The following is a 15,553-nucleotide window of genomic DNA, read 5'->3' as shown; positions in this document are numbered from 1 at the left end:
AGCTTTTGTGAAATTATTTCCTTGCCTACTCTTCAGTATCTTTGCCCTTCAAGCACAAGACCAAACCGTCCTCTCTAACCAAGAAATCATTTCCCAGGCAAGAGAAGCCGCCGCCACAGCTTTAAAAGAACAAATCACAACTGAAAAGATCGCCGCTCAACACAAAATAATTTGGCCTGCCCCAAAAGCACAAAGCATTGCTGAAACAGAAAAACTCGTAGTACTTGCCGCTGAAAAGGAGTATTCAAAATCAAATGACGCAAAAAGCTCTAAGGATTTTTTAGCAGAAGCACAAGAATACTATGCTCCTTATAAGAAGGGAGACACAATCACCATCTATAAGACAAAATCCCTTGGCAGCAACCCTAAAGTTGAAGGCAAATTCTACGGCGTCGACTCTTATGGCATGCTAAAGATTGGCAACAAAAGAATCCCTGTAATTGATATCAGCAGAAGAGACACCGCCCGCTTCTTTCCCGAAAAGGCTGTTCAACTTGTCAAAAACTACGCCAATGGACTTGAGCATGACTATAATTTTAAAAAGAAAAACCAAATTACTGCAATAAAAGACAAAATCCGTAAAGGCATCTATGTAAAATACGGCATATCTATGTATCGAAATAAGTGGATGCCCACAACAACACTTGTAGAAGGCCTTCGCAAGCAAGCCATTCAAATTGCGCTCCCCGTTAAACGCAAAGAAATTGCTGCCGGAATCTATCAAGACAATGGCTACATTCTCGCTGCTAATAAATGGAAGCACCCTAAAATCGACTTCAACCCTAGTGAATTTGACTACGCCCCAAAGGCACTCCCTTTAGTAGACTTAGAAAACCTCATGTCTTCCAAAAACATCAGCATATCGAACTCACCTTTAGCTAAGCACCCTGGTGCGAAATACTACGACTTTGAATTTTAATCGGAGACATACTTTGAAGAAACGAATTTTAATTACTGGTATTAGTGGCCAAATCGGAACAAACCTAGCCTACAATCTCATCGACAAAGGTTTCGAAATCTTTGGTATTGATAAACGACAGAACACATGGACAAATGACCTCACGACAGTCCACCAAGATTTATCTAGCCGTTACGACAACTTCACAGACGGCCTCGGCTGCCTAGATTACGGGAAAGTAGATTTAGTTATTCACTTAGCGGCAAATGCCAAAGTCCATGAATTAGTCGAATACCCAACACGAGCTTTAGATAACTTCATGATGACTTTCAACATGATTGAATACTGTCGAAATAACAACATCCCTATCATCTACTCCTCTACTCGTGAAGTCTATGGCGATATCCAGCGCTACATAACCAACGAGGCTGATGCAAGTTTCCATACGACTGAAAGCCCTTACTCAGCAAGTAAAATATCTGGAGAGGCTTTTCTCTACTCCTATTCAAAATGCTACGGCCTACCCTATATCTGCTACCGTTTTAGCAACGTCTACGGTCGCTACGATAATGATATTGAAAGAATGGAACGTGTCATCCCCCTCTTCTATGAGAAAATCAAAAATGGCGAACCCATCACTATTTATGGTGAAGATAAAGTCCTTGATTTCACCTATGTAGATGACTGTGTTGCGGGTATATCTTCTGGTGTCGATAAAATCCTTACTGGCGAAGTACAAAACAAAACTTTCAACCTCGCCCATGGCTCTGGCAATCCACTGCGAACTGTTGCAGACGTTTTCCAAGAAGAACTTGGCGTAAAGGCCGACCTCAGCTTTGAACCTTCGCGCGTTGGTGAAGTCACTCATTATGTAGCCGATATTTCGAGCGCCAAAAAATACCTCGGCTATGAGCCTCAAACCGACCTCGTTAATGGCCTCAGAAAAGCCGCTGCTTGGTACGCTTCACAGAGCAAATAATGTCAAAATTAAGCCCCGAAGAAATAGAAGCTTGGATCGAACAAGTCCACAACGGCCCCTGCTGCTCTGATCAAGACGAGCAATGCAAGGAGCCCGCCAAAGATGAAGCTAAGAACGAAGCTCCTCAAAAATAAGCTCTTTCATAATATCTGCGGATTTCGCAAGCAATTCATTTGAAGTATTTAACGGTGGCAGGAAGTAAACCGTATCCCCCAACGGCCTTAGGAGTAAGCCTTTCTTAACAGCCTTTTTATACAGGCTATAACCACAACGCTTTTTATCTAAACCCTTCAAGCTCACATCTAAATCAGCGGCAGCTACAAAGCCACAACTTCTCACATTGAGCAGTGCACCTGTGTCTTTTGCCACATCCTCAAAAAGCTGGTGCATATAAGCAGAATCCTTTGCGACTCTCGCAAAAACTTGCTCCCTCTCATAATAATCAATAGCAGCGACTGCAGCAGCAGCCGAAATCGCATTCCCTGTATAGGTATTCGAATGCATAAAAGCGCGGCCACTCTCGTATTCGTCATAGAAACCATCAAAAATTTCATTAGTGGTCAAAACGCAACTCATCGGAGTAAAACCAGCCGTCATACTCTTCGAAAAGACCGAAAAGTCTGGAACTACATTTGCGAACTCACAAGCACGCGCCTTACCTAAACGCCCTATACCAGTTAGAATTTCATCTGCAATCAAGTGAACTCCTCGCTCACTGGTCCATTCGCGCAAGGCTTTTATGAAACTCGGGTGATAAAACAACATTCCACCTGCTCCCTGAAGAACCGGCTCTATAACAATCCCCGCTAATTCGTCTTCATATTCCTCAAGAGGCTTTAACAGCTCTGAGAAATCTTCTTCTTCCAAGTCTTCAACTCGTCCCGTAACATAGGGAACATCTAAAATCTTTTTTACTTCGGGCATCAACGCTGCATAAGGAGCTGAATAAAGACCACAATCACCCAAGGCTAAGGTAAGTATTGTCTCGCCATGATAAGCATTCTGTAAAGACATGAATTTCTTACGCTGCTCTTGCCCATTCTGCTGTTGGTATTGCAGGGACATCTTAACGGCCACTTCAACACCATCTGAACCGCTATCTGCAAAGAAAACTTTATCATAAGCAGGATTTAAAGCAATCATTTTTTCACATAGATTCACTATGAGTTCATTGGAGGTATTTGCTAAAATTACATGCTCAAACTTGTCCATCTGATTTTTCACTGACTGCTGAATATCTTCATGACCATGCCCTAAGCTCTTACACCACCATGAACTAATGATATCAATCATTTCTCCGTCATTTGCCGTTTGAAGTAAACTTCCCTTAGCCGAAACAATTTCCATGGGAGGAAAACTCTCATAATCTTTCATCTGAGCACAAGGATGCCACAAATGCTTTAAATCTCTTTTCTGTAAATCACTTAAATTCATCTTCTGCCTTTCTCACTGGAGCAAAGGAACGTCGATGAAGTGGACAAGGACCGCAATTCTTCAAAGCTTCCATATGCAATTTGGTTCCATAACCCATGTGTTTTTCAAAACCATATTCGGGATACTTTTTTGAATACTCAATCATTAAATCATCGCGAAATTCTTTCGCTAATATACTCGCAGCTGCAATAGATACCGAACGGGAATCCCCTTTCACAATACTACGGCTATCTTGCTCAAAACCCGGGACAGGCAAACCATCAATCAATAGATAATCTGGCTTAACCTTCATCGCTTTAACTGCTTTTCGCATCGCCAAATGACTGGCTTGTAAAATATTTATTTCATCAATTTCTTCAGCTTCTACGATTCCCAAGGCGTAATTCACACCTTCTACCTCTAGTAGCTGATCGTAAATAAGTCGGCGTTTTTTTCTGCTCAACTTCTTTGAGTCATCTACCCCTTCGGGCAATACTACTCCTTCTCTAATTATACAACAGGCCGCCACTACAGGGCCTGCCAGTGGCCCACGTCCGACTTCGTCGACGCCCCCAATGGCCTGAAAACCAAGAAGCCGGTAATGTTCTTCGAAAAAGAACATATCCGGCTCCGGCATGGTAAATAATTCGTCCAAGGACTAAGCTACTAGTTAGCTTCCTTGATACGTGCAGACTTACCAATCTTCTCTCTGAGGTAGTAAAGTTTAGAACGACGAACACGTCCTTTTCTTTCTACTGAAACAGAATCAAGGTTAGGTGAATTGAAAGGGAAAGTTCTTTCTACACCTTGGCCAGCTGTTACACGACGAAGTGTAAAAGTCTTGCTATTACCACTATTTTTAATAGCGATTACGCTACCTTGGAACGCCTGCAAACGGCTGTTATTGCCATCAACAATGCGGTATTGAATTTTTAAAGTATCGCCTACATTGAATGCAGGAAGATCTGTACGCTCGTTTTCGCGAGCAATTTGTTGCATCTTATTCACTTTATTTCTCCTTTAATAAATCAGGTCGGCGAGTCAGCGTCTTCTGGTAGGATTGCTCACTACGCCATTCTTTAATTTTTTTATGGTTTCCAGATAAGAGAACTTCTGGAACACGCATGTGTCTAAATTCTTCGGGTCTTGTGTACTGCGGATGTTCCAACAGTCCATCTTCTTGGTTAAAAGATTCGTCAATTGCTGATTCGCTACAGCCTAGGGCTCCTGGAATCAAACGAATAACTGCATCACTTATAACCATTGCAGCAAGATTTCCGTTGCTGAGTATATAATCTCCAATCGATATCTCTCTATCGATAATTCCATCCAAAACTCGCTGGTCAACACCTTCGTAATGACCGCAAAGAAGTATCAAATGCTCTTCTTCAACAAGTTCTTCGGCTAGGCGTTGCTTAAACACTTCACCGCTTGGACTCATGTAGATAACTTTACTTGTGGGCGTTTTTAAATCTTCAACAGCTCTAAAAATCGTTTCACAAGACATAATCATTCCCGGTCCACCTCCGTAAGGGCGGTCATCCACTCTGCGATGTTTATCAGTGCTATACTCACGCAAATTGTGGATTGAAATTTTTACTAAATCGCTTTCAACTGCCCGTCCAATAATGGAGCTCGACATGGGTTCAGTAAAAACTTCCGGAAATAAGGTAATGATATCTATATGAAGTATGGGGATTAATCCTCTATTTCAACGCTCACTCTACGACTACCACGAACGCCAGCTCCGCTGACTAGGGCACGTAAAGCTTGAATATTCTTACCAGCTTTACCAATGATTTTACCGATATCCGATTGGTTGCACTTTACAGTAATCTGAAATCCTTTGTCGTTGTTTTCGCCACGAACCTGAACTGCTTCAGGCTCATCAACCATACGTACGACCATGAATTTCACCAATTGCACCAAATCTTCATCTCCGCCTACAGGCTGAGGGTAAAAATCACCAGCATTAGATGACTCAAGACCAAAAAGTTTTTTGAGAAAACTTAGCATTACTCAGCCGCCTCAGCAGCCTCTTTTACTTGTTCTGCTACTTCTTCTACTGCTTCAGCAGTTTCTTCTTTAACTTCAGCTTTCGGCTCTTCACTCTTTTTCTGGCCTTTCAGACCGCGAGTTGCTTCGCCAGTTTTTGCTCTTCTAATAATGTCACTTACTGTGCTTGAAGGTTGAGCACCACGGGCGATCCAATATTCTGCTCTTTCAACATTCACAACTTCTTCATCACGAAGTGGCGCATAGTGACCGAGTTTTTCAATGTAAGCACCGTCACGACGAACGCGAGCGTCCATTACAACAATTCTGTAACTGGGGGCATTCTTCTTACCCGTTCTTGTCAGTCTGATTTTGACCATATGTTTATTTCCTTGTTTAGCTTTCTGCTGTTTTCTTTTAGATACCTATCTTAGCTTTAATTGAAAACTAAGAATCAAAAGCACCTATTAACCCCTAGGGATTTCGGAGACGGGTAAAGTAACCGAAGATGCAAAAAGCGCAAATAGCTTTATCGCTTTTATCCAGCGCAAGTCAATATTTATAAGCCACTAACAATTACCAACTTAAGAAAACGACCTTTCCATGACTCTTTTAGGCCCCCATCAACAATAACTAGTCACTTAAAACTCACGCTCAAATCAAAGTCAAAAAACCACGACTTTTTACACACATTCTATATAAAGAAGCAAGTGAGGGAGTAAATTAGTTTCATTCACTTTAATTAACAAAGAACTTAAGCCATGTCAGTAAAAATCTATCAATACAAACGCTGTGGCACATGCGTTAAAGCCATCAAGTTTCTAGAAGCCAATAATATCAGCTATGATTCCATCCCCATTCGCGAGCAAGCACCAAGTAAAGACGAACTCCTCCAAATGCTCGATGCCTATGACGGCAACATCAAAAAACTCTTTAACACTTCCGGCCAAGACTACCGCGCCCAAGGACTCGGCAAAAAGCTTGCTGAGCTCTCTTTAGACGAACAACTCGATTTACTCATGGGCAACGGCAACCTCGTTAAGCGTCCCTTTGTGATTGATGGCGACAAAGCCATGGTCGCTTTTAAAGAAGAAACTTGGAAAGAATTCTTTTCTCTCTAGTTCTCAGCGACTTTATTAATCTAACTCAATTTATCTAAAGGTTCATTATGATTGTAGTAACTGGCGGCGCAGGCTTTATTGGAAGCGCACTTGTCTGGGCACTCAACTGCCGAAATCGTTCAAACATCCTCATTGTTGATCACTTGGGCGAATCAGAAAAATGGCGCAACCTCGTCCCACTTAGTTATATTGACTACATAGAGAAAGACTCCTTTCTTCAGGCAATGAGTAGCGATGCACTCCCAGACAACATCACCTCCGTGATTCACCTTGGCGCCTGTACTGACCCTTTAGAAAAAAATAAATCCTATTTAACCGAGAGTAATTTTAAGTTTTCTCAGGCCCTAGCCAGCTACTGCTTAAATAAACATATTCGCTTTATTTATGCGTCTTCCGCAATTACTTACGGCAAAGGCCAGGCCTCGCTAAATGATAGTGAAGAAAAAATCGAAGAACTTCGCCCCACCACACCTCTCGCTTATTCAAAGCAGATGTTTGATATGTGGGCACACAAAAACCAAATCCTCAATCGTATCAGCGGCCTCAAATTCTCACACGTCTTTGGCCCTAATGAATATCACAAAACAGAGATGCCTAGCCTCATCACCAATAACTTTAATGCGATTGATGATGGAAAAACCGTCTATACGGCTGAAGATGAAGACAAAGATTATGTCATTGATTTGATCTATGTGAAAGACGCCGTGGAAATCCTGCTGTTCTTGATGGACAACCCCGAACTCAATGGGCTGTATAACGCCGGCACAGGCACCTCATTTTCCTTGAGCCAAATCTCCAAGCTCTGTCTTAAAGCCTGCGGTAAAGAATCTCACCTTCTCGACCCTAGTATTGAACTCCCTCAGCACTACAAGATTCTTCCTGCTGGACTCAATATGGAACGTCTCAAGAAGACTGGCTTCCGCCACAACTACCGCTCACTCGAGCGCGCCTTGGCAGACTACCACAACAATTACTTCTACAAACAAATCCGCTTCGGCGAAGAGTAATTAACTTGGCGCCAAACTCAGCCAGATACTGATTGAGATGGGTGACAAGATAAAAGAGGCCACTGAAACGCCGGCCACCGTTCTTACGTTGCCTCCGAAATGCTTCGCCAAGACAATAGTAAAGAAAGCTGCCGGCATTGCTGCCTGAACATACATAATCTTTTTTAACTCCGCGCTCATGGGAATAATTGCGATCAAGGCAAACCAAATGAGGGGAAGTAAAACTTGACGGTTAATCAGCCCTAAGCTCAACAATTTGATTACACGGCTTGTCTTCCCTTCAAATAGACCTTCTTTAATAAGCTCACTTAAAGTCGCTCCCACTAAAATCAGACCAATGGGTATCGCTGTCTGACCGACTGCTTTCGCGGCATCCGCAAAAAAAGCGGGTATATACTTATACACACCGGAAAACAAGACAATTAAAGAAAAAATTACCGTTATAAAGGGCATATTCAAAATCTGTCCTAAGGACTTTCTATCAAAATTCCCACGCAAAGTTGAACAAGCAACCGTCCACATAGCGATTTCGACTCCAACATTATGCATCAATAAAGGGCCAATTAGATTTTCATTGGGAAATAATGTGACAATAACTGGAATGGCCACGAAACCATAATTTTGCATCCCGCAGGCAGTGACAAAACTTCTGATATTCTCCGAATCACTAAGATCTTTACCTCGCAAAAAGAGCTTAGCAAAAATGTAACTCACAATGAAGCTAATAGATACAAAAGCAAAGCCCATGATCGGCGCCATGAACACCAAGTTAGAAGTCAAAAAACTTTCATTTTGTGTGATAGAAGAAAAAATGAGTGCTGGCATAAGAACTTTTATCAGTAAATTCGTTAAGCTCGAACTATGCCCTTGCTTAATGACCTCTTTTCTATGAGCGATAAAACCAGCTGCAGAAATAACGACGACTAAGAGCGATGCATGGATCGCTGGGCTCAACTCCCTTCCTCAATCTGAGCCAAAACGAGCTCGAGTTCGCCTAACTTCTCTTCCCATTCTGCTTCAGCAGATTCTTTTTCTGTAGAGATTTCATCTAAACGATTATTCATTACCTGCATCCGATCTGAAGGAGGCTCCTGATAAAACTCTTCGACCAAAGCCGATTCCTCTGCCTCTAAATCAGCAATGAGTTTCTCAAGGGCTTGTGTACGCTTCTCTAAAGGGCCACGTTTTTTCTTCAAGCTCTTACGCTCTTCAGCTTCCTTACGACGCTGCTCTTTACGATTTAAACCAGATGATTCCTGAACTTTCGATTTTTCTTGCTGTTCCTCTAAAGTCACTTCATCCTTGATCTTCGACATATAGTAATCATAATCACCATGAAACTTTCTAAAACCTTCGGGAGTCACTTCAAAAATCGTATCGGCCACGCCTCGGATAAACTCAATATCGTGACTCACAAAACAAACTGTACCTGGAAATTCTTTGAGGGCATCCTGCAAAGACTCCACTGCCTGAATATCCAAGTGAGTTGTGGGCTCATCGAGTAATAAAAGGTTTTGCGGAGCTAGCAAAAGTTTAAGAAGGGAAAGACGAATTTTCTCTCCACCAGATAAAACGCCAGTCAATTTAAAAACATCATCCCCATGAAAACCAAAACTACCGAGCAACTGCCTGCAACGACCTTCAGTCGTGTCAGCTGCAAATGACTTACATTGCTCGATCAAATTAAGGGAGTTACTAAAATTTTCAGTTAGCTCTTGCGCATGATAACCAATAGTTGTTTTATGTCCAAAGCTCACTTTACCCTCTTCAATAGGAAGCTTATTAGCCAAAATCTTTAACAAAGTCGATTTACCCATACCATTAGAACCAACCACAGCAATTTTTTCACCATCTTGAATCGCCATAGAAAGATTTTGATAAATGTAGCGCTCGCCATCGTAAGTCTTACTCATATCTTCGAGTTCAACCGGAACGGGACTTCCCGCAGGCGGTGTACCCAAACGAAGATCCACACTCGATACTTTCACCATTGTGTCAACGCTCTCAAGCTTTTCGAGTTGTTTCATGCGGCTTTTAGCCTGTGTGGCTTTACTCGCTTTTGCTTTAAAGCGATTAACGAAGCCCTCAAGTTTCTCTTTTTTGCGCTCAAGTTTTTCTGATTCAACTTCCAAACGCTCCATGCGTTCATCGCGAACCTTTTTGTATTGATCATAATTACCTGGGTAACGCGTCACCTGACCTCCGTAAACTTCATAAGTCACATCAGTCAATTCATTGAGTAAGTATCGGTCATGCGAGATCAGCAATAAAGTTCCTCGGAAGTTCACCATAAACTCACGTAACCATTCTACTGCAGGTACGTCAAGGTAGTTTGTTGGCTCATCAAGTAAGAGTAAATCCGGATCAGAAATCACCACTCGCACCAGCTCGGCACGCATTTGCCAACCACCAGAAAATTCACAAATAGGTTTTTCTAATTCAGCTTCACTAAAACCTAGGCCAGACAAGCACGTCCGAGCCGCCGTTTCGATAAGGTAACCTCCACCTGCTTCAAACTCGTGCTGAAGATCACCAATTTGAGCCAAGAGTTTATCCTGATCAGCTGCTTGAGAAAAACCTTTTTCTAATTCAATAATTCTTTCTTGAATGGCCTCTAAATCCGGGCGCGCTTTACAAGCGAATTCTAAAAGGGGTAAATGTTTCAATTCATCGGGAATATTCTGACGCAACCAACCGATGCGAATATTCTTGCGAAGTTTCACATCACCTTTATCAGAACTTTCTTGCCCCGTAAGGATACGGAAAATCGTACTTTTACCTGCGCCATTAGGGCCAACTAAACCAGCACGCTCACCTGGATGAACGTGAAAACTAGTGTCATCCAAGACCATGCGTCCCGCATAGGCTTTACGAATATTATCAAATCGAAACATAAGACTCTCTAGTTACCGCGACTACATTTCTTCAGCTAAGCGTTGCTCAGCATCAATTGCGAGGATTTTATCCATCACATCAGCAAACTTCCCTGCCATCACATCGGGAAGGTTGTGCACTGTCACACCAAAACGGTGATCAGTAATACGACTCTGAGGGTAATTGTAAGTGCGGATACGCTCTGAACGGTCACCCGTACCAATTTGGCCACGGCGTTCATCCGACATCTTCTGCTTTTCTTGACGAATTTTTTCATCAAGTAATTTTGAACGTAGTAACTGCATAGCAATTTCTTTGTTTTGGTGCTGAGAACGCTCCTGCTGTGAGTAACAAGCTAAACCGGTAGGAATGTGAGTAACGCGAACAGCCGAGTCAGTTGTGTTTACACACTGACCACCAGCACCACTAGAACGATAGGTATCAAATTTCAATTCTTTAGGATCTATGTGTAAATCAACTTCTTCGGCTTCGGGAAGCACCGCTACAGTCACAGTTGACGTGTGGACACGCCCCTGTGTTTCAGTCTTAGGAATTCGCTGGACACGGTGAACACCACTTTCGAAATTTAATTCACGAAATACATCTTCTCCCTTAACGCTGAATACCGTAGCCTTTAAACCACCAAGGTCACTAGGAGTGTATTCCATAACCTCGACTTTCCAGCTTTTATTCGAACTGTAAATCTGATACATCTTCATTAAATCTTCTGCGAATAGCGCCGCCTCATCACCACCTGCAGCAGGACGAATTTCTACGATACAGTTGCGAGAATCATTGGGGTCGGGCGGAACAATGAGCATCATGAGTTTCTTTTCAAGAAGGGGCAATTCTTCTTCTAAACCCGCCATATCCAGTTTTATCATTTCTTTGAGCTCTTCATCAGACTCACCTGAAAGCATTTCTTTATTATCTGCAAGCTCAGCTTTTACTTCTTCTTGACGATCATAAGTCTGTACTAAGGACGAAAGACGTTGGTGCTCTTTACTCAAATCCTGATAACGGTCTTTATCGTCAAAAACTGATGGATCTGACAACTCACTTTCCACCTGCTTAAATCGCATTCGTAGGCGCTCTACGCGTTCGCTAATATCAATCATTTTTAACCTAAAATTATTCTTTATTTCGGGAGAATTAAAACCTCCTTTGGAACTTTGCAAGCCGAGAGCTCAAAGTCCTGATCTTTTGCAAGCTTACAAACAAGAAAAGCCCCTTGATGTCAACACCAAGGGGCTCGAGATAATAATCAGTGAATTACTGATAGAATTCAGAATGTAAACGACGCTGCAGTTTAAGTTCTGCAGTTAAGTAATCGAACACTTCTTTTGGACTATCTGCCCATATAAAGAGATCTAAATCTTTTTCACATATGACTCCTGCTTCAACCAAGTAATCAAAATTCACAATATTACTCCAAAACTCTTTACCGTAGAGTACAATTGGAATAGTCTTGGTAGTTTTACCCGTTTGAATTAAAGTCAATATTTCAAAAAACTCATCAAAAGTTCCAAAACCGCCAGGAAAAACCACAATCGCCTTGGCTAAATAAGTGAACCAGAATTTGCGAATAAAGAAATAATTAAATTCAAAATTTAATTCAGAGCTAATATAGGGGTTTGGTTCTTGCTCAAAAGGCAGGGAAATATTTAAACCAATTGATTGTCCATCTTCGACGCGAGTCGCTCCAAGATTGGCGGCTTCCATAATTCCCGGGCCACCACCCGAACAAATATAATAACCGAAGTCATTTTCTATAGACCATTTGGTTAGCATCTCCGCTAACTCAGCCGCATCCTCGTAATAACGCGACATTTTCACTGCTGCTTGAGCTTTCTTTATCTTTCTTTCATCACCCGTAAGCTCTGCACGTTCGAGCATAATCCCCGCATCTTCATTAGACAAGAGTCGAGCTGAACCAAAAAAAGCTATACTATCGCGTACATTCTGCTTAGTAAACCTTCGGCGAGGCTCAATCATTTCCGACATTATCCGCAGAAGCCGTCCATCTGAAGAGTTGATGAAATCCATATTTTCATAAGCCTTGACTGGCTTTTTACCACGTCCGTGTAAACCCATATTTTGTCTCCTATTTTTCGTTAAGATTATATTTAAACTTATGCACCACGAGACCAAAGGCAAATTTTTCAGCATTAGGGCCTAACTTTATTTAAAACGCTCTTTTTTTCATCTAAACTGCTTTTTCATCTAAAATTCGACGAAGCGTCACATAGATTTCACACAAACTCGCTTTACAAGCGTAGCCCCTTGTCTTAGCTTTTAATAAGATTTAAAACTAATTAGGTAAACACTTATGAAAAAATCTAAACAATTCACAATTATCGAAATGTTAGTCGTCCTCGCCATCATCTCCTTGATTGTCGGCATGCTACTCGTTGGTATCGGCATTGCCCGTGAGTCCGCACGAGAAACCCGAGCTAAAGCAGAAATGCAACAAATTAAAATGGCGGTTACGCAATACCTATCAACCTTTAAGGAGTTTCCATTTACCGGAACAAGTATCAAAAGCGACGACCCTGCCTGGGAAACTACATGGGCATATTTGACAGGAGCCCCCTATAAAAGCAACCCGACGAATGCTAGAAAACAATCCTTTATCAAGGGTGAACTTAACCAAAACCCTTGGGGAGGTGTCTACAACCTAGCAGTAGACGATGACTACACAAATCAAATCACTGGCATAGGCAAAAATTCTGACCAAGACGTCGCTGACAAAGTCGCTCTTTGGTGTTTAGACAAAGATGGTGATGAGATCAGCACTTGGGAATAAGCAAGCGCTAAAGACAACTCTTAAAGCCGAACAAATTCTGTTCGGCTTTTTTCGTCCTGCTCAAGGATACTTTATACAGATCAGTTACAGAATATTCCCACTTTCTTTACGACAGCTATTTGCTATTCATTCTTTTATGATTATTATATTAATACGACAAGAACAATCCTCTGTGTAATTCATGCATCCGGGCCTTGCAGCCCTAAAGTTATTATAAGACTGAGCGACTATTGTTCTTGTCATTTTTTTTGCCTAAATTCTTTACTCAGCAGGCTTTGTCTCGCTCCAAGTATCAAAAAACTGACGCACCACTGGGGCCGCACTCGTACCCCCGCTCTCTCCTGCTTCCACCAAAACAATAACTGCATACTTTGGACTTTTATAGGGGCCATAACTTGCGAACCAACAATTCTTTTGGATTTTCCTTATAGCTTTACCATCTGGACCAAGCTTTGTTTTACCCTCGGCATTTTTTTCATAATAGGGCACCTGTGCCGTACCTGTCTTACCCGCTAAAACAATGCCATCATCAGAACGCGCTGTTTTTGCAGAAGCATTGCGACCATGAATCACATCATACATTCCCTGACTCACTAAATTCATTGTTTTTGGTGAGAAATTTAAATCTCCATGAAAGTAATTTTTGTGTTTACTGATCATCTTTTCTTCTAATGAATTCCATACCTCATCAACAATGTAGGGCTTAACAAGTTTGCCTCCATTTGCGATAGCCGCAATATACGCACAAGCCTGCACAGGACTGAGCTCAATCTTGCCCTGCCCGATACCAAGGTAAGCCAGTTCACCTATTCGATTGTGGATTTCCACATCTGCTAAAGTCCCAGCGCTCTCATAAGACAAACGCTTATGGACGCCCTCTTCATAAATCGGCATTTTACCTAAACCTACATGCTCATAAAAGCCAACCAAATCTTCCATCCCCAAGCGCACCGCAAGGTCAATAAAAAACGGGTTACAACTGACTTCCAAAGCTTTCGTCACATTAATCTTGCCATGCCCCCACCTAGCCGCACATCTTATTCTACTACGAGGTCCTAAGTGATAGGCGCCATCGCAATCATATGTACTATGCTCATCAATAATTCCACGCTCCAAAGCCAAACCAGCTACTAAGGGCTTTATAATAGATCCAGGCATATAAGCTCCCTGTACAGCACGATTATGCATGGGACGAGGCAGTTGAACCCAAGGCTTTGTCTTATCATCGGAAACTATTTGTCTATAATAATCCACTTCTCTAATTCGACTTAAATCGAAAGAGGGAGTCGAAACCATCACTAGAATAGCACCCGTATATATATCCATCACCACCATAGAGCCATGCTTATCTTTCATGAGATTATAAGCAATTTTCTGAGCCTCTTCATCGATGGTCAACTTTATATTCTCACCATGTTTGGCTTCGATTAGTGAATCACTCCCCTCTAAATCTCTAACTTTATCAACAGCAAAGCCAGTACGATTAACATATAGTAATTCCTTCCCCCCCTTTCCTGCTAAAAGTTTATCATAGGCATATTCAATTCCCGTGCGCCCCCATAACTCTGGAGTAAAATAAAAATACTCATCTATATCTTCATGAGTCGAGGGTTCTCTGCGGCCCGTGTAGCCCGTAATATGAGAAAAAGCATAATCATTTTGATAAATCCTCTTGGGCGTCATCACAACTTGGTAACGCTTTGTTTTTCGCCCCGCTAAAATTGAACGATCCTTAAGACTCAAATCGCTTAAGCCTCGAAAAGGTAGTGCAGGTTTACGATAGAGGTGCCTGACTATATCATCCATCGTCACTTCATGAGATCTATCCATTGCTAAGCACAAGGCATCAAGTTCTTGAATTAAAGCCTTAGCAGTACGGCTATAAGAACCCAAACCCTCATCCACGGGAACTTTGTGTAAATGACACAGCAACTGATCATCTTGCCATTCTAAATACTCAGGTAAGTTAATACTTTTCACTTGATCAATAAGACCAGGCAATACGCCACTAAAAACAAGACGAGTTGCTATTTTCTGCTGACGTAAACTTTTGTTTTCTTCTTTATATTTTTTATAAAGTTTCTCATCCTTAGGTTTTTTTTTCTGCGTGATCCCGAGATCTTTCTCTCGTCTTCTCAAATCCTTTTCAATCATCGAAGTACTGAGTTTTGCTTTATGATGAATCCGTTTCTCGATCTCTTTGACAAAGAGAGTCACATTTTCTGCTGCCGTCCAATATTTTGACACACCTGGACGACGATATTCAGGCAAATAAAAATCTAATGAAAACGAGGGTTGATTATTAGCTAAGATTTCACCTTTTCGAGCCTCTATCCTCCCGCGTACAGGCGGTTTTCTAACGGGTCGAATGATTTGTTTTTTCATTTCATCTGTATACTCACCGCGATCGAGTAACTGGACATAATAGAGCCTCCAAACCAAAACCACTGACATTAATAT

Annotated in this window: 17 protein-coding genes; 6 read left to right on the top strand and 11 right to left on the bottom strand. The window is 41.8% G+C overall.

Annotated elements, in window-relative coordinates; genetic code table 11:
• The first annotated feature begins 7 nt into the window (after nucleotides 1–7).
• Genes LNTAR_RS03245 through LNTAR_RS28155 form a run of 3 tightly spaced genes read left to right on the top strand, consistent with a single transcriptional unit; the run spans nucleotide 8 to nucleotide 2,011 of the window.
• On the top strand, nucleotides 8–919 hold the full coding sequence (locus tag LNTAR_RS03245; protein ID WP_007277207.1) for a hypothetical protein: 912 nt from the start codon (nucleotides 8–10) through the stop codon (nucleotides 917–919).
• Between the two features lie 13 nt (nucleotides 920–932).
• Nucleotides 933–1,877, top strand: a complete 945-nt coding sequence (locus LNTAR_RS03240) for an NAD-dependent epimerase/dehydratase family protein (protein ID WP_007277206.1) — start codon at nucleotides 933–935, stop codon at nucleotides 1,875–1,877.
• A complete protein-coding gene (locus LNTAR_RS28155) occupies nucleotides 1,877–2,011 on the top strand; it encodes a hypothetical protein (protein WP_007277205.1) in 135 nt (44 codons plus the stop codon). Before LNTAR_RS03240 ends, LNTAR_RS28155 begins: the two co-directional genes overlap by 1 nt.
• On the opposite strand, the gene bioA is transcribed toward LNTAR_RS28155, so the two are convergent.
• Genes bioA through rpsP form a run of 6 tightly spaced genes read right to left on the bottom strand, consistent with a single transcriptional unit; the run spans nucleotide 1,986 to nucleotide 5,665 of the window.
• Nucleotides 1,986–3,311, bottom strand: a complete 1,326-nt coding sequence (gene bioA, locus LNTAR_RS03235; RefSeq protein ID WP_007277204.1) for an adenosylmethionine--8-amino-7-oxononanoate transaminase — start codon at nucleotides 3,309–3,311, stop codon at nucleotides 1,986–1,988. The two genes, LNTAR_RS28155 and bioA, sit on opposite strands and share 26 nt — an antisense overlap.
• On the bottom strand, nucleotides 3,298–3,927 hold the full coding sequence (locus tag LNTAR_RS03230) for a ribonuclease HII (RefSeq protein ID WP_007277203.1): 630 nt from the start codon (nucleotides 3,925–3,927) through the stop codon (nucleotides 3,298–3,300). Before LNTAR_RS03230 ends, bioA begins: the two co-directional genes overlap by 14 nt.
• A 29-nt stretch (nucleotides 3,928–3,956) precedes the next feature.
• Nucleotides 3,957–4,289 (bottom strand): 50S ribosomal protein L19, encoded by a 333-nt coding sequence (rplS, locus tag LNTAR_RS03225; RefSeq protein WP_040914215.1) that lies wholly within the window; start codon nucleotides 4,287–4,289, stop codon nucleotides 3,957–3,959.
• 10 nt (nucleotides 4,290–4,299) lie between these two features.
• The gene (gene trmD, locus LNTAR_RS03220) at nucleotides 4,300–4,983 is read right to left on the bottom strand and encodes a tRNA (guanosine(37)-N1)-methyltransferase TrmD (protein WP_040914184.1); all 684 of its coding nucleotides are present in this window, start codon (nucleotides 4,981–4,983) and stop codon (nucleotides 4,300–4,302) included.
• A 5-nt stretch (nucleotides 4,984–4,988) separates the two neighbouring features.
• Entirely contained in the window at nucleotides 4,989–5,306 is a 318-nt protein-coding gene (locus LNTAR_RS03215) for a KH domain-containing protein (protein WP_007277200.1), read from the bottom strand.
• Nucleotides 5,306–5,665 (bottom strand): 30S ribosomal protein S16, encoded by a 360-nt coding sequence (gene rpsP / locus LNTAR_RS28345; protein ID WP_007277199.1) that lies wholly within the window; start codon nucleotides 5,663–5,665, stop codon nucleotides 5,306–5,308. The genes LNTAR_RS03215 and rpsP overlap by 1 nt, the downstream gene beginning before the upstream one ends.
• A gap of 381 nt (nucleotides 5,666–6,046) precedes the next feature.
• Between rpsP and LNTAR_RS03205 the strand changes: the two genes are divergently transcribed.
• Both LNTAR_RS03205 and LNTAR_RS03200 read left to right on the top strand, forming a co-directional pair.
• Nucleotides 6,047–6,406, top strand: coding sequence for a Spx/MgsR family RNA polymerase-binding regulatory protein (locus tag LNTAR_RS03205; RefSeq protein WP_007277198.1), 360 nt, complete (start codon nucleotides 6,047–6,049; stop codon nucleotides 6,404–6,406).
• Nucleotides 6,407–6,453: 47 nt separating this feature from the next.
• Nucleotides 6,454–7,413: an NAD-dependent epimerase/dehydratase family protein gene (locus LNTAR_RS03200; protein ID WP_007277197.1), complete on the top strand. Its 960-nt coding sequence runs from the start codon at nucleotides 6,454–6,456 to the stop codon at nucleotides 7,411–7,413.
• On the opposite strand, the gene LNTAR_RS03195 is transcribed toward LNTAR_RS03200, so the two are convergent.
• The 4 genes from LNTAR_RS03195 to LNTAR_RS03180 form a co-directional block, all read right to left on the bottom strand.
• Nucleotides 7,414–8,367, bottom strand: a complete 954-nt coding sequence (locus LNTAR_RS03195; RefSeq protein WP_007277196.1) for an AEC family transporter — start codon at nucleotides 8,365–8,367, stop codon at nucleotides 7,414–7,416.
• The gene (locus LNTAR_RS03190) at nucleotides 8,364–10,307 is read right to left on the bottom strand and encodes an ABC-F family ATP-binding cassette domain-containing protein (RefSeq protein ID WP_007277195.1); all 1,944 of its coding nucleotides are present in this window, start codon (nucleotides 10,305–10,307) and stop codon (nucleotides 8,364–8,366) included. Before LNTAR_RS03190 ends, LNTAR_RS03195 begins: the two co-directional genes overlap by 4 nt.
• A 21-nt stretch (nucleotides 10,308–10,328) precedes the next feature.
• Nucleotides 10,329–11,396, bottom strand: a complete 1,068-nt coding sequence (gene prfA, locus LNTAR_RS03185) for a peptide chain release factor 1 (protein ID WP_052607298.1) — start codon at nucleotides 11,394–11,396, stop codon at nucleotides 10,329–10,331.
• Between the two features lie 163 nt (nucleotides 11,397–11,559).
• Nucleotides 11,560–12,381: an LOG family protein gene (locus tag LNTAR_RS03180; protein ID WP_007277193.1), complete on the bottom strand. Its 822-nt coding sequence runs from the start codon at nucleotides 12,379–12,381 to the stop codon at nucleotides 11,560–11,562.
• A gap of 235 nt (nucleotides 12,382–12,616) precedes the next feature.
• On the opposite strand from LNTAR_RS03180, the gene LNTAR_RS03175 reads away from it, so the two are divergent.
• A complete protein-coding gene (locus LNTAR_RS03175) occupies nucleotides 12,617–13,093 on the top strand; it encodes a type II secretion system protein (RefSeq protein ID WP_007277192.1) in 477 nt (158 codons plus the stop codon).
• A gap of 261 nt (nucleotides 13,094–13,354) precedes the next feature.
• Here LNTAR_RS03175 and LNTAR_RS03170 read toward each other — a convergent pair whose 3' ends face one another.
• Entirely contained in the window at nucleotides 13,355–15,547 is a 2,193-nt protein-coding gene (locus LNTAR_RS03170) for a peptidoglycan D,D-transpeptidase FtsI family protein (protein WP_007277191.1), read from the bottom strand.
• Between the last annotated feature and the right edge of the window lie 6 nt (nucleotides 15,548–15,553).

The sequence above is a fragment of the Lentisphaera araneosa HTCC2155 genome, from assembly GCF_000170755.1.
GTDB classification, from domain to species: Bacteria; Verrucomicrobiota; Lentisphaeria; order Lentisphaerales; family Lentisphaeraceae; genus Lentisphaera; species Lentisphaera araneosa.
This window is presented reverse-complemented; position numbering and strand designations above follow the sequence as displayed.

Bases quoted from the DNA above. Each gene is read 5' to 3' on its own strand.
- LNTAR_RS28155 (WP_007277205.1), top strand. From the start codon at position 1,877: ATGTCAAAATTAAGCCCCGAAGAAATAGAAGCTTGGATCGAACAAGTC.
- bioA (WP_007277204.1), bottom strand. From the start codon at position 3,311: ATGAATTTAAGTGATTTACAGAAAAGAGATTTAAAGCATTTGTGGCAT.
- LNTAR_RS03230 (WP_007277203.1), bottom strand. From the start codon at position 3,927: ATGCCGGAGCCGGATATGTTCTTTTTCGAAGAACATTACCGGCTTCTT.
- rplS (WP_040914215.1), bottom strand. From the start codon at position 4,289: ATGCAACAAATTGCTCGCGAAAACGAGCGTACAGATCTTCCTGCATTC.
- LNTAR_RS03215 (WP_007277200.1), bottom strand. From the start codon at position 5,306: ATGCTAAGTTTTCTCAAAAAACTTTTTGGTCTTGAGTCATCTAATGCT.
- rpsP (WP_007277199.1), bottom strand. From the start codon at position 5,665: ATGGTCAAAATCAGACTGACAAGAACGGGTAAGAAGAATGCCCCCAGT.
- LNTAR_RS03205 (WP_007277198.1), top strand. From the start codon at position 6,047: ATGTCAGTAAAAATCTATCAATACAAACGCTGTGGCACATGCGTTAAA.
- LNTAR_RS03200 (WP_007277197.1), top strand. From the start codon at position 6,454: ATGATTGTAGTAACTGGCGGCGCAGGCTTTATTGGAAGCGCACTTGTC.
- LNTAR_RS03190 (WP_007277195.1), bottom strand. From the start codon at position 10,307: ATGTTTCGATTTGATAATATTCGTAAAGCCTATGCGGGACGCATGGTC.
- LNTAR_RS03180 (WP_007277193.1), bottom strand. From the start codon at position 12,381: ATGGGTTTACACGGACGTGGTAAAAAGCCAGTCAAGGCTTATGAAAAT.
- LNTAR_RS03175 (WP_007277192.1), top strand. From the start codon at position 12,617: ATGAAAAAATCTAAACAATTCACAATTATCGAAATGTTAGTCGTCCTC.
- LNTAR_RS03170 (WP_007277191.1), bottom strand. From the start codon at position 15,547: ATGTCAGTGGTTTTGGTTTGGAGGCTCTATTATGTCCAGTTACTCGAT.